General features: G+C 72.3%; 12 protein-coding genes. 4 read left to right on the top strand and 8 right to left on the bottom strand.

From position 1 onward, the window contains the following. The first annotated feature begins 49 nt into the window (after positions 1-49). The gene (gene tpx, locus H7A72_RS04525) at positions 50-544 is read left to right on the top strand and encodes a thiol peroxidase (RefSeq protein ID WP_185221788.1); all 495 of its coding nucleotides are present in this window, start codon (positions 50-52) and stop codon (positions 542-544) included. 65 nt (positions 545-609) lie between these two features. Here tpx and H7A72_RS04520 read toward each other — a convergent pair whose 3' ends face one another. The 3 genes from H7A72_RS04520 to ligA form a co-directional block, all read right to left on the bottom strand. Continuing rightward, complete coding sequence (locus tag H7A72_RS04520) at positions 610-1632, bottom strand: class I SAM-dependent methyltransferase (protein ID WP_185221787.1); 1023 nt, start codon at positions 1630-1632, stop codon at positions 610-612. After that, positions 1632-3443 (bottom strand): DEAD/DEAH box helicase, encoded by a 1812-nt coding sequence (locus H7A72_RS04515; RefSeq protein ID WP_185221786.1) that lies wholly within the window; start codon positions 3441-3443, stop codon positions 1632-1634. Before H7A72_RS04515 ends, H7A72_RS04520 begins: the two co-directional genes overlap by 1 nt. Before the next feature lie 151 nt (positions 3444-3594). Beyond that, positions 3595-5805: an NAD-dependent DNA ligase LigA gene (ligA, locus tag H7A72_RS04510; protein WP_185221785.1), complete on the bottom strand. Its 2211-nt coding sequence runs from the start codon at positions 5803-5805 to the stop codon at positions 3595-3597. Positions 5806-5899: 94 nt separating this feature from the next. Between ligA and H7A72_RS04505 the strand changes: the two genes are divergently transcribed. Next, positions 5900-7399 (top strand): long-chain fatty acid--CoA ligase, encoded by a 1500-nt coding sequence (locus H7A72_RS04505; protein WP_185221784.1) that lies wholly within the window; start codon positions 5900-5902, stop codon positions 7397-7399. Positions 7400-7512: 113 nt separating this feature from the next. Here the strand turns inward: H7A72_RS04505 and H7A72_RS04500 are convergent, their stop codons facing one another. From H7A72_RS04500 to H7A72_RS04490, 3 genes are read right to left on the bottom strand one after another with little or no spacing between them, the layout of a single operon-like run. Then, the gene (locus H7A72_RS04500; RefSeq protein ID WP_185221783.1) at positions 7513-8490 is read right to left on the bottom strand and encodes a methionine synthase; all 978 of its coding nucleotides are present in this window, start codon (positions 8488-8490) and stop codon (positions 7513-7515) included. Beyond that, positions 8487-9602, bottom strand: a complete 1116-nt coding sequence (mnmA, locus tag H7A72_RS04495; protein ID WP_185221782.1) for a tRNA 2-thiouridine(34) synthase MnmA — start codon at positions 9600-9602, stop codon at positions 8487-8489. Before mnmA ends, H7A72_RS04500 begins: the two co-directional genes overlap by 4 nt. Beyond that, entirely contained in the window at positions 9602-10786 is a 1185-nt protein-coding gene (locus tag H7A72_RS04490; protein WP_185221781.1) for a cysteine desulfurase family protein, read from the bottom strand. The genes mnmA and H7A72_RS04490 overlap by 1 nt, the downstream gene beginning before the upstream one ends. A gap of 340 nt (positions 10787-11126) precedes the next feature. On the opposite strand from H7A72_RS04490, the gene H7A72_RS16870 reads away from it, so the two are divergent. Further along, positions 11127-11249, top strand: a complete 123-nt coding sequence (locus tag H7A72_RS16870; RefSeq protein ID WP_255494285.1) for a hypothetical protein — start codon at positions 11127-11129, stop codon at positions 11247-11249. Between the two features lie 38 nt (positions 11250-11287). After that, positions 11288-11485, top strand: a complete 198-nt coding sequence (locus H7A72_RS04485) for a hypothetical protein (protein ID WP_084449405.1) — start codon at positions 11288-11290, stop codon at positions 11483-11485. 93 nt (positions 11486-11578) lie between these two features. Here H7A72_RS04485 and H7A72_RS04480 read toward each other — a convergent pair whose 3' ends face one another. Together H7A72_RS04480 and H7A72_RS04475 are read right to left on the bottom strand one after the other, a co-directional pair. Next, a complete protein-coding gene (locus H7A72_RS04480) occupies positions 11579-12535 on the bottom strand; it encodes a cation diffusion facilitator family transporter (protein ID WP_084449404.1) in 957 nt (318 codons plus the stop codon). Continuing rightward, positions 12532-12813: a helix-turn-helix transcriptional regulator gene (locus H7A72_RS04475; RefSeq protein ID WP_185221780.1), complete on the bottom strand. Its 282-nt coding sequence runs from the start codon at positions 12811-12813 to the stop codon at positions 12532-12534. Before H7A72_RS04475 ends, H7A72_RS04480 begins: the two co-directional genes overlap by 4 nt. Positions 12814-12884: the final 71 nt, after the last annotated feature.

Below are 12884 nucleotides of genomic sequence, written 5' to 3'. Positions count from 1 at the left end.
CCGCAGACCGCAGGTGGCCTCGACCCCCTTCGGGGTGTAGGCATGGGGCATGGCTACCACCGCATTCAAGGGCAACCCCGTCAACACCGTCGGCGAGCTGCCGGCCTCCGGCGCGCAGGCGCCGAGCTTCGACCTCGTCGGCGAGGGTCTCTCCGCGCTGACCTCCGCCGACGTGCCGGGCCGCGTCGTGCTCAACATCTTCCCCAGCATCGACACCGGCGTCTGCGCCGCGAGCGTGCGCAAGTTCAACGAGCTCGCTGCGAGCCTCGAGGACACGACGGTCGTCAACGTCAGCCAGGACCTCCCCTTCGCCCAGGCCCGCTTCTGCGGCGCGGAGGGCATCGACAAGGTCAAGGTGGGCTCGGCCTTCCGCTCCACCTTCGGCGAGGACTACGGCGTCACGATGGCCGACGGCCCGATGGCCGGCCTGCTCGCCCGCTCGGTCGTCGTCCTCGACGCCGACGGCAAGGTCCTGCACACCGAGCTCGTCCCCGAGATCACCCAGGAGCCGGACTACGACGCGGCGGTCTCCGCGCTCGGCTGACCCGAGTCCACGACGTCGAAGGGGGGTGCACCGGCTGGTGCACCCCCCCCTTCGACGTCTTGCCGTCAAGCCCGCACGGTGCGGGTGACGAGGTAGCTGCGGTCCTGGGCGAGGATCTCGGTGGGCCCGACCTCGCGGAGCCGCGGCAGATAGGGCAGGTGCGAGTTGTAGACGAGCACAAGCTCGCCGCCGGGGACGAGGACGCGCGCCGCGTCGGCGATCATCGCCAGCGTCGGCGTCGAGTCCTTCGCGGTGCCGACGTGGAAGGGGGGATTGCTCACGATCGTGGCCACGGACGCGTCGGCCAGGCCCGTGAGCCCGTCACCTCGGCGCACGTCGACCGCACCGGCGGTCGTCAGGCGGGCCGATGCCACGGCCGCTACGGAGACGTCGATCGCGACCACGTCGTCGAAGCGTCGGGCCAGCACGGACGCGAGCACCCCTGTGCCGCAACCGAGGTCAACGACGGTGCCATCGGTGTCGGCAAGCCCGTCGAGCTGCCCCAGGAGCAGTCGCGTGCCCGCGTCGATGCGTGTCCCGGCGAAGGCCGCGCCGAACGCGTGGACCGTGAGGTCGAGGTCGGCGTGATGCCGATGCTTCGGCCAGACCTGCTCGACGGCGCGTGGACCGGCGGCGTGCAGCACGCGCGACTTCTGCCGACCGAGGCTGGCGTGCACCCGCTCGAAGCTCGCGCCCAGCACGTCGTTCATCGACGGGGTCATGTGCTTGACGCGACCACCGGCCACGACGCGCACATCGTCCGTGCCGAGCAGCGTTGCGGTGCGGGCGATCTCGTCGAGGGCGTCGAGCGACTTCGGCAGGCGGAGCACGACGAGCGCGGCATCGGTGAGCGCCTCGGCGAGGGTCGGCACCGCCTCTCCCCCGACCGCGGCTCCGGCCAGCGCCCGGGCCACCCGACGCTCCGCGACGAGCGAGTCGCAGTGCGCGACGACCCGCTCGCCCGTGTGCTCCACGAGCGCGGTCGCGAGCGCGCCGGTGTCGTCGCCGAGCACGGCGACCCGCCCCGCTGGGACCTCACCCAGCTCTTCGAGGAGCAGCCGGTCCACCGGGTCGAGCTCGGCCGGCATCAGTCCCGACGGCCCTTGCGGTGCGGCTTCTTGTCGTAGGACTTCTTCGCGTAGGGCTTCTTGCCGTAGGGCTTGTCACGGCGCGGCCCGCCACGAGCGCCACCGCGCTCCTGCCACTCGCGCAGCTCGATGAGCTGCCCCGAGATCCGGGTGCTCTGCAGCCGGTCGGCCGTGCCCTCGGGCAGGGTCGCGGGCAGCTCGACGATCGAGTGGTCGCCGCGGATGTCGATGTGGCCGAAGTCCTCGCGACGCAGGCCCCCTTCGTTGGCCAGGGCGCCGACGATCTGCCGCGGCTCGACCTTGTGCCGGCGACCGACCGCGATCCGGTACGAGGCCATGGGGCCCGAGGAGCCGCGCGGCCCACGGTCACTGCGGCGTCCCCCTTCGTCCCGCTCCCGACGTGGTCCGCGCTCGTCCCGCTCCGGACGCGGCGGACGCACCGGGTCGGGGTCGAGGAGCATCGGCTCGTCCCCTTGGAGGACGATCGCCAGCGCGGCCGCGACGTCACTCTCCGGCACGTCGTGCTCGCGCACGTAGTGCCCGACGACGTCACGGAAGGTCGACAGGTCGGGCGAGGCGAGGGCCGAGGTGATCCGGTCGTCGAAGCGCCCCAGCCGGCTGGCGTTGATGTCCTCCGCGCTCGGCATCGACATCTCGGTGAGCGTGGTGCGGGTGGCCTTCTCGATCGCCTTGAGCAGGTGCCGCTCGCGGGGCGTGACGAAGGAGATCGCGTCACCAGAGCGCCCGGCGCGGCCGGTGCGCCCGATCCGGTGGACGTAGGACTCGGTGTCGGTCGGGATGTCGTAGTTGACGACGTGGCTGATCCGCTCGACGTCGAGGCCGCGGGCGGCGACGTCGGTCGCGACGAGGATGTCGAGCTTGCCGGACTTGAGCTGGCTGACCGTCCGCTCGCGCTGGGCCTGGGCGACGTCGCCGTTGATCGCGGCGGCGGAGAACCCGCGCGCCCGCAGCTTCTCGGCGAGGGTCTCGGTCTCGTTCTTGGTGCGGACGAAGACGATCATCGCCTCGAAGTTCTCCACCTCGAGGATCCGGGTGAGCGCCTCGACCTTCTGCGGATAGGAGACGAAGAGGTGCCGCTGGGTGATGTTGGGTGCGGTCGTCGTCTTGCGCTCGACGGTGATCTCGAGGGCATCGGTGAGGTACTTCTGGGAGATGCGGCGGATCTGCGCGGGCATCGTCGCGCTGAAGAGGGCGACGTGCTTGTCCTCGGGCGTCGCCGCGAGGATCGTCTCGACGTCCTCGGCGAAGCCCATCTTGAGCATCTCGTCCGCCTCGTCGAGGACGAGGAAGCGCAGCTGCGACAGGTCGAGCGTGCCCTTGTCGAGGTGGTCCATGATGCGTCCGGGCGTGCCGACGACGATGTGCACGCCGCGGCGCAGCGCGCTCAGCTGCACCCCGTAGCCCTGCCCTCCGTAGACCGGCAGGACGCGCACGCCGGGCATGCGGGCCGAGTACTTCTCGATGGCCTCGCAGACCTGCAGCGCGAGCTCGCGGGTCGGGGCGAGGATGAGCGCCTGCGGGGCCTTCTGCTTGGGGTCGAGCCGGCTGAGGACCGGCAGCGCGAAGGCCGCCGTCTTGCCGGTGCCTGTCTGCGCGAGGCCCACGACGTGGCGCCCCTCGAGCAGCGCCGGGATGGTCGCGGCCTGGATCGGCGAGGGCCGCTCGTAGCCGATGTCCCGCAGGGACCGCACGACCCGGTCGTCAAGGCCGAGGTCGGCGAAGGTCGGGCCCTCCGGCTCGGTCGTCTCGGAGGTCTCGGGCGCGTCAGGGGTCGTGCTCTCGGTGCTCACCCCCCGACCGTAGTGAGGTCGGGCCCCTGTGCGCCAACGGCGGGCTCCGACCCGCCGCCTGTACTTGAGGTCGTGCGAAGGGAGGTCAGCGGCCGAGCACGAGGTCAACGGTCAGGTCGACGTGGCCGAGGTGCCGCCCGGTCGGTGCCGCTCATCCGTCGGCGCCACCCGTGTCACCGGCGCGGTCGCCCCCTTCGCCATCACCGTCGGCGAAACGCGCCACGGCACCCGTCTCGAGCAGCTCGGTGAACTCCTCCTCGGTGAGGATCGGGCGGCCGAGCTCGCGGGCCTTGGCCTCCTTGGAGCCGGCGTTGTCGCCGACGACGACCCAATCGGTCTTCTTGCTCACCGAGCCCGAGGCCTTGCCGCCGCGCTCGAGGATCGCCTCCTTGGCGGAGTCGCGGGAGTAGCGCTCGAGCGAGCCGGTGACGACGACCGTGACGCCCTCGAGGGTCTGCCGGATCGACTCGTCGCGCTCGTCCTCCATGCGCACGCCGTCGGCGGCCCACTGGTCGACGATGCCGCGGTGCCAGTCGTTGCCCTCGCCGTCGAACCACTCGCGCACCGAGGCGGCGATCGTCGGCCCGACGCCCTCGACGTCGGCGAGGGCGTCCACGTCGGCCTCGCGGATCGCGGCCATCGAGCCGAAGTGCTGCGCCAGGGCCCGTGCGGCCGTCGGCCCGACGTGCCGGATCGACAGCGCGACGAGCACCCGCCACAGCGGCTGCTGCTTGGCCTGCTGGAGGTTGTCGACGAGCTTGGCGCCGTTGGCCGACAGGACCCGACCGTCGTGGACGGCCTCCTCCGGGTCGGTCTTCTTCGCCGCCCGGGTGAAGAGCGGCACGCGGGCGACGTCCTGCGCGGTCAGGCCGAAGAGCCCGCCCTCGTCGGTGAGCACGCCGGAGTCGAGGAGCCCGACGGCGCCCTCCCAGCCGAGCGCCTCGATGTCGAAGGCGCCGCGCCCGGCGAGCGACGACAGCCGCTCGCGCAGCTGGCTGGGGCAGGTGCGCGAGTTGGGGCAGCGGATGTCCTTGTCGCCCTCCTTCTGCGGGGCGAGCTTCGTGCCGCAGGCCGGGCAGTGCGTCGGCATGACGAACTCGCGCTCGCTCCCGTCGCGCAGCTCGACGACCGGCCCGAGGATCTCGGGGATGACGTCGCCGGCCTTGCGCAGCACGACGGTGTCGCCGATGAGCACACCCTTGCGCTTGACCTCGTGGCCGTTGTGCAGCGTGGCCATCGAGACGGTCGACCCGGCGACGGTCACGGGCTCCATGACGCCGAAGGGGGTCACCCGCCCCGTGCGCCCGACGTTGACCTGGATGTCGAGGAGCGTGGTGTTGACCTCCTCGGGCGGGTACTTCCACGCGATGGCCCAGCGCGGGGCCCGCGAGGTCGACCCGAGCCGACGCTGCACGGCGATCTCGTCGACCTTGACGACGACGCCGTCGATCTCGTGGTCGTAGTCGTGGCGCTGCCGCTCGACGTCGGCGATGAAGTCGCGCACCTGCGTGATCGAGTCGAGCACGCGGTAGTGCGGCGAGGTCGGCAGCCCCCACGCGGCCATGAGCTCGTAGGCGTGGCTCTGGCTGTCGACGTCGAAGGCCTCGCGCCGCCCCATGCCGTGGACGAGCATGTGCAGCGAGCGGCGGGCTGTGACGCGGGGGTCCTTTTGTCGCAACGATCCCGCGGCGGAGTTGCGCGGGTTGGCGAAGGGGGCCTTGCCCGCCTCGACGAGGCCGGCGTTGAGCTCGGCGAAGTCCTCGAGCCGGAAGAAGACCTCCCCGCGGATCTCGACGAGGTCGGGCACGGGGTGCACGCTGTCGTCGAGCTGGGTCGGGATCCCCTCGATGGTGCGCACGTTGAGCGTGACGTCCTCGCCGGTGCGCCCGTCGCCGCGGGTCAGGGCCCGGGTGAGCTTGCCACCCTCGTAGAGCAGGTTGATCGCGACGCCGTCGATCTTCAGCTCGCACAGGTAGTGGAACCCGCTGACCTCGGTCTCGACGCGCTGCGCCCACGCGAGCAGGTCGTCGCCCTCGAAGGCGTTGTCGAGGCTGAGCATGCGCTCGAGGTGGTCGACCGCGGTGAAGTCGGTGGAGAAGATCGCCCCGCCCACCTGCTGCGTCGGCGACTCGGGAGTGCGAAGGGAGGGATGCGCCTCCTCGATCTCCTGCAGCCGACGGATGAGCCGGTCGTACTCGGCATCACCGATCGTCGGGGCGTCCTTGACGTGGTAGGCGAACTGCGCGGCCGTCGCCTGCTCGGCGAGGTCGGTCCACTCCTGACGCAGCTCGTCGGGCACGTCGGCGGGGGTCTCCGGCTGGACCTGCTCCGCGGACTCGTCCGTCTCGGGGATCTCGCTCACCGGACCATCCTGCCGCACGCCCCTGACACCTCTTCCCTCCACGCGGTAGACCGTGTTGGATGGGGCCACCCGAACCAGCATTCAGGAGTCGACGATGACGAATCTGGCGAGCAACCTCGTCACCACCGCCCAGGCCCACCCGGACAAGGTGGCCATCAAGCTCGACGATGCCGAGCTGACGTGGTCACAGCTGCACGGCCTCGCCGCCCAGGCGGCGGGCTCCCTTCGAGCTGCCGGCCTCGAGCCCGGCGACCGGGTCTCGCTGATCCTGCCCAACATCCCGGCCTTCCCCGTGCTCTTCTACGGCACCCTGCTCGCCGGTGGCGTCGTCGTGCCGATGAACCCCCTGCTCAAGGCCAACGAGATCGAGTACTTCTACACCGACTCCGGCGCGAAGTTCTCCTTCGTCTGGGGCGACTTCGCTGCGGAGGCGCAGGCCGGTGCCGAGGGCACCGACACCCAGGTCGTCGTCTCGGGCCCCGTCGGCCCGGCCGCCGACGCGCTGCCGGCCGGCGAGCCGATCACCACCCCCACCGAGCGTGCGGGCGACGACGACGCCGTCATCCTCTACACCTCCGGCACGACGGGACGGCCGAAGGGGGCTCAGCTCACCCACGACAACCTCAACCTCAACGCCCAGCGCTGCGCCGAGGACATCATCGGGATCCAGCCCGACGACGTCATCATGGGCTGCCTGCCGCTCTTCCACGTCTTCGGCCTGACCTGCGGGCTCAACGCCGCGGTCCGCCAGGGCGCGACCCTGACCCTCATCCCCCGCTTCGACCCGGGCAAGGCGCTCGAGGTCATCGCCCGCGACAAGGTGACGATCTTCGAGGGCGTGCCGACGATGTACGGCGCGATGCTCCACCACCCGGCGGTCTCCGAGACCGACACCTCGAGCCTGCGCACCTGCGTCTCGGGTGGTTCGTCCCTGCCCGGCGAGACCCTGCGCGAGTTCGAGGAGACCTTCAAGGTCAGCCTGCTCGAGGGCTACGGCCTGTCCGAGACCTCGCCGGTCGCCTCCTTCAACATGCTCGACCAGCCGACCAAGCCCGGCACGATCGGCCGCGCGATCCCCGGCTGCGAGATGAAGCTCATCGGCGAGGACGGCCAGGACGTCGGCCCCGGCGAGGGCGTCGGCGAGATCGCGATCCGCGGTGACAACGTCATGAAGGGCTACTGGAACAAGCCCGAGGCGACCGAGGCCGCGATCCCGGACGGCTGGTTCCGCACCGGCGACATCGCGAGCGTCGACGAGGACGGCTACTACACGATCGTCGACCGCAAGAAGGACCTCATCATCCGCGGCGGCATGAACATCTACCCGCGCGAGGTCGAGGAGGTGCTCTACACCCACCCCGACGTCCTCGAGTGCGCGGTCGTCTCCGTGCCGCACCCCGAGCTCGGCGAGGACGTCGGCGCCGCCGTCTCGCTGCGCGAGGGCGCCTCCGGTGACCTCGAGGAGATCAAGCAGTACGTCAAGGACCGCGTCGCGGCCTACAAGTACCCGCGGACCATCTGGGTGCTCGACGAGCTGCCCAAGGGCCCGACGGGCAAGATCCTCAAGCGCGAGATCCACGCCCCGCAGGCCTGACGCCCCCTCGTCCCTCGTCCCGCTGGCCGGGAAAACCGGAGATGACCGCGCAATTGCGCGGTCATCTCCGGTTTTCCCGGCCATTCGCGGTTTTCCCGGCCGGGGCGGGTGGCTCAGCCGGCGGCGAGGTCGGTGAGTGCCAAGGCAAGATCCGTCGTGGTCCGCACCGCTGCCACGGCGGACGAAGGGGGAGCCTCCGCCAGTCCGCACGCCGGCGTGACGACGACGTCCGCGAGCGAAGGGAGTGGGAGCCCGATCCGCTGCCACGCACCGACGAGCCGCTCCCGTGCCGTGCGCCAGTCGCCGCCGGTCGTCGGCACGGCGCCCGCCCACAGGATCACGCCCGCCTCGACGGCCTCGGCGATATGCTCCCAGCGGGCGCCGTCGAGCAGCGAGGTGTCGAGCGAGATGCCACGAGCACCGCTCTCCCGCACCAGCTGCACCGGCACGTCGCCGGCGCAGCAGTGCACGAGCGTCGTCCGCTCCCCTGCTGCGGCGAGCACCTCGCGCAGCCCGTCACGGACCTCCGAGCGGTCGACCGCGCGCAGCGTGCCGTAGCCCGAGGCGGTCGGCAGCCGCCCCTCGAGCACCGCCGGCAGCCCCGGCTCGTCGACCTGCACGATGATCTCGGCACCGGGCACGAGGCGCTCGACGTCGGCGATGTGCGCACGCAGCCCCTCGGCGAGCGACCCGACGAGGTCGCGCCGCGCACCGTGGTCGGCGACCGCCCGCTCACCGCGCGGCAGCTCGATGGTCCCACCGAGCGTCCACGGCCCGGTCACCTGGACCTTGAGCGGGCCGGACCAGCCGTCGTAGGCCTCGGCGAGCTCGTCGAGGTCCTCGCGCAGGAGGGCACGGGCCCTCCCTTCGTCGTGGCCGGGACGACCCGCGAAGCGCCACCCGTAGGGCTGGGTCTCGACGTGCAGACCCTCGAGCAGGGCCGCAGCCCGGCCGACCATGTCGGCGCCGACGCCACGTGCCGGCAGCTCGGGCAGGTGCGGGATGCCGTCACCGAGCAGGTCGCGGACGGCGACGACGGCCTCGCGCGATCGCGTGCCGGGCCACGACCCGACACCGGACGCCCGGGTCACGCGCTCGTCCTCGCGGCGCGCCCGGCGCGGGCGATGGTGCCCGAGCCGACGACGCGGGTGCCGGCGTAGAGGACGATCGACTGGCCGGGGGCGGCGCCGCGCACGGCCTCGTCGAGACGGACCACGAGACGCAGACCCCCTTCGGCAGCAGCGTCGGGCACGACCTCGGCAGTGGCGGGGATCTCCTCGCCGTGGGCCCGGATCTGCGCACCGAGCCGGTGCCGCCCGCAGGCCGCCGGGCCGCACCAGCGCACGTGGTCGGCCTCGATCTCGTCGGTGCCGAGCAGGTCCGAGGTGCCGATGAAGACCCGGTTGGACGCCGCCTCGACCCGCGTGACGTAGCGCGGCTGCCCGTCGAGGTCGGACCGGTCCAGGCCCAGCCCGCGGCGCTGGCCGACGGTGAACCCGTAGGCACCGCGGTGCTCGCCGACGACCTCGCCGGAGCCCTCGTCGACGATCTCGCCCGGCTGCTCGCCGAGCCGCTGGGTCAGCCAGCCGCGGGTGTCGCCGTCGGAGATGAAGCAGATGTCGTGGCTGTCGGGCTTCTTGGCCACGGCGAAGCCGCGCGCGGCGGCCTCCTCGCGGATCTGCGGCTTCGTCGTGTCGCCGAGGGGGAAGAAGGCGCGCGCCAGCTGCTCCTCGTCGAGCACCCCGAGGACGTAGGACTGGTCCTTGGCGGAGTCGACGGCGCGGTGCAGCTCGCGGCCGTGGGGCCCGTCGACGATCTGTGCGTAGTGCCCCGTCGCCACGGCGTCGAAGCCGAGCGCCAGCGCCTTGTCGAGGAGCGCGGCGAACTTGATCTTCTCGTTGCAGCGCAGGCAGGGGTTGGGCGTGCGGCCGGCCTCGTACTCCGCCACGAAGTCGTCGACGACGTCCCGGGCGAAGGGGGTGGCCATGTCCCAGACGTAGAAGGGGATGCCGAGCCGATCGGCGACCCGGCGCGCGTCACCGGCGTCCTCGATGGTGCAGCAGCCGCGGGCGCCCTCGCGCAGGGTCTTGGCGTTCTTGGCCAGGGCGAGGTGGACCCCGACGACGTCGTGGCCGGCCTCGATCATCCGGGAGGCGGCGACCGCTGAGTCGACGCCTCCGCTCATCGCGGCGACGACGCGCATCAGGCGGCCCCGCTGGCCCGTCGCGCGCGGGCGATGGCCTCGGGCAGGGCGGCGAGCACGGCGTCGACGTCGGCCTCGGTGGAGGTCCAGCCGAAGGACACGCGCAGGGAGCCGCGCGCCTCCTCCTCGGAGCGCCCCATCGCGAGGACGACGTGCGAGGGCTGCGGGATGCCGGCCTGGCAGGCCGAGCCGGTCGAGACCGCGACGCCGGCGGCGTCGAGCAGGTAGAGCATGGAGTCGCCCTCGCAGCCCGGGATGGTGATGTGCGCATTGCCCGGCAGGCGGGTCGTCACGTCGCCGGGCTCCCAGCAGCCGGTGACCCGGATGCCGAGGTCGAGCGCCTGGGTGCCGGCGAGGAAGCGGTCGCGCAGGGCGCCGACGCGGGCGGCCTCGGCCTCGCGCTGCTCGACGGCCTCGGTGAGGGCGACCGCGAAGCCCCGGATGGCCGGCACGTCGAGGGTGCCCGAGCGCACGCCGCGCTCCTGCCCGCCGCCGTGGCTCAGGGCGACGAGCCGGGCGTCGCGCTTGGCGACGAGCGCCCCGATGCCGAGCGGCCCGCCGAACTTGTGCGCGCTGACGCTCATCAGGTCGATGCCGCTCGCGGCGAAGTCGACGGGAAGGTGGCCAGCGGCCTGGACCGCGTCGCTGTGGAAGGCCAGCCCGTGCTCGTGGGCGATGGCCGCCATCGTGGTGACGTCCTGGACGGTGCCGACCTCGTTGTTGGCCCACATGACGGAGACGAGCCCGACGCTCGCGGGGTCCTCCTCGATCGCGGCACGCACGGCATCGGGCTGGACGGTGCCGCACTCCCCCGGCGCCACGAAGGTCGCATGAGCGCCCTCGTGCTCGACCGCGTGGTCGACGACGTCGAGGACCGCGTGGTGCTCGACACCGCTCACGACGACCCGATGACGAAGGGGGTCCGCCGCCCGTGCCGCACGGAGCGAGCCGGTGATGGCGAGGTTGTCGGCCTCGGTCCCGCCGGAGGTGAAGACGATCTCGCTCGGTCGCGCGCCGAGGGCGGCGGCGATGCGCTCGCGCGACTCCTCGACGACCCGGCGTGCGTCGCGGCCGGGGCCGTGGAGGCTGGAGGCGTTGCCGGTGAGCGCGAGCTGCTCGACCATCGCCTCCCGGGCAGCGGGAGTCATCGGCGTGGTCGCCGCGTGGTCGAGGTAGGTGGTCATCGGATGAAGTCTACGAGCCGACGGTCGGGTCGGGCCGCCCCGTCGTCACTGTGCCGACCGATGGTTGTGTGTTGAACCGGTAGTCCTGGGCGCCGGCGCTCGCTGAGGAGCGTCGCCGGCGCCCAGGGCTACCAGTTGCACACACCCCGCGGGACGACGAGGTGCGACGTCGCGCCGCCGCCGTCGAAGTAGGCGACCGAGCGCACGAGAGAGCCGGCGGCGCCGATGGGCAGCAGCTGACCAACCTCACCCCAGACACCGGGCAGCCAGTCGGGCCCGTTGGCCAGACCGGAGAGCGGGGGCGAAGGGGGCCGGCCTGGTCCGCGAGGACGTCACCGCCGTGCAGTTCCAGATGGGCCTGGCCGTCACCACCCGCCCCCTGCCGGCGGCCGCCCACGCCCTCGTGCCCGATGTCGGCGGCTGGCTCGTCGAGGTCTACCTGCGCGGCCTGCGCCCGGACTGACGTCGCGGAATGCCTACGCCGGAAGCTCGGGCGGGTTCATGCAGACCCGGCAGCGCATCGGCACCTCGGTCGGCATCGCCGTCATCACGTCGGCGACCTTCGCCGTCGTCGGCGCCACCGGCAGCCGGCCCGCCGCCCTGAGCACCGGCTTCGGCCTCATCGGCGTGGTCATGCTCGTCGCACTCGTCGTCGCCGTCCGCGACCGGCGCGAGGTCGAGGTCACCCCACCGGCCTGAGTCACTCGGACACCTGGCGGCCTTGCTGTCACCCGGTTGCCCGGAGAAGGGGGACCAAGTGACACCAACGCCGCCGGGCCGGGGATCCCAGCGTCAGTGCGCCTGGTGCTCCATCGAGTCACAGGTCCGCTCGCGCAGGCCCACGGTCTCGAGCTGGATCGTCGCGTGGTCGAAGGAGACGGGGAAGTGCTCGCGCAGGCACTGCCGGATCTCCTCGAGGATCCGCGGCGCGTGCCCCGACTCGAAGCACCCGTCATCGATGACGACGTGCGCGGAGATGACCGGCAGGCCGGTGCCGATCATCGAGGCGTGCAGGTCGTGCACCGCGCGCACGTGGTCGAGCTCGAGGACGTGGGCGCGCACGACGTCGAGGTCGACCTCTCGCGGGGCGAACTCCATGAGTACCCGGGTCGCCTCCCGCAACAGGCCGACCGCCCGCGGGACGATGAGCGCGGCGATGAAGAGCCCGGTGATGGTGTCGGCCCGGCTGAACCCGGTCGTCGTGATGACGATCGCCGCGACGATGACCCCGAGCGAGCCGAGCGCGTCGACCACGACTTCGAGGAAGGCCGCGCGCATGTTGAGGTTGGCTCCGCGCCCGGAGGCGAGGACAGCCATGGCGACGAGGTTGGCGAGCAGCCCGAGCACGCCGAAGACGAGCAGCTGCGGCCCCGGCACCTCGGTCGGCTCGACGAGGCGGCGCACCCCCTCGATCGCGGCGTAGAGCCCGACGACGATGAGCAGGCAGGCCTGGCCGAGCGCCGCGATGACCTCGATCCGCGCGAAGCCCCAGGTGCGTCGGCTGCTCGGGGGCCGCAGCATCATCGCCGCGGCGACGAGGGCGACGAGCAGCCCGGCCGAGTCGGCGAGAGCGTGCGCGGTGTCGGTGAGCAGGGCGAGGCTGCCGGTGACGAGCGCCCCCACCGCCTGGGCCACGACGACGAGCGCCGTGATCACGAAGGCGATGGCCAGGCGGTTGCGCAGCCCGCGATCGGCACTGCCGGCACCGCCGGCGGCCGGCGCGTGCGTGTGGGAGTGCCCGCCGCTCACGCCGCCTCCTCCGCCAGCGCCTCGGCGCAGCGCAGCAGCTCGCGCAGACCCTCCGGATGACGAAAGGAGAACCAGCTGGCCCTCCCTTCGGCCCGGACCTGCACGAGACCTGCATCGCGCAGGCAGGCCAGGTGCACGCTCACCGTGGACTGCGCCAGCCCCATGTGGTCGACGAGGTCGCGCACCCGGTGCTCGCCGCTGCGCAGGTGCTCGAGCAGCGCCAGCCGAGTCGGCTCGGACAGCGCGTGGAAGACCAGCGCCAGCTCATTCATCGCCATATGACGATGTTATACCCAGCAAGCGATCATCCGCCCCGAGGGTCATCAGGTGGTCACGTCGTGCTGCATCC

The sequence above is a fragment of the Janibacter sp. YB324 genome, from assembly GCF_014217915.1.
Lineage (GTDB): Bacteria > Actinomycetota > Actinomycetes > Actinomycetales > Dermatophilaceae > Janibacter > Janibacter indicus.
The sequence above is the reverse complement of the archived record's forward strand: the minus strand, read 5'-3'. Positions and strand labels throughout refer to the sequence as shown.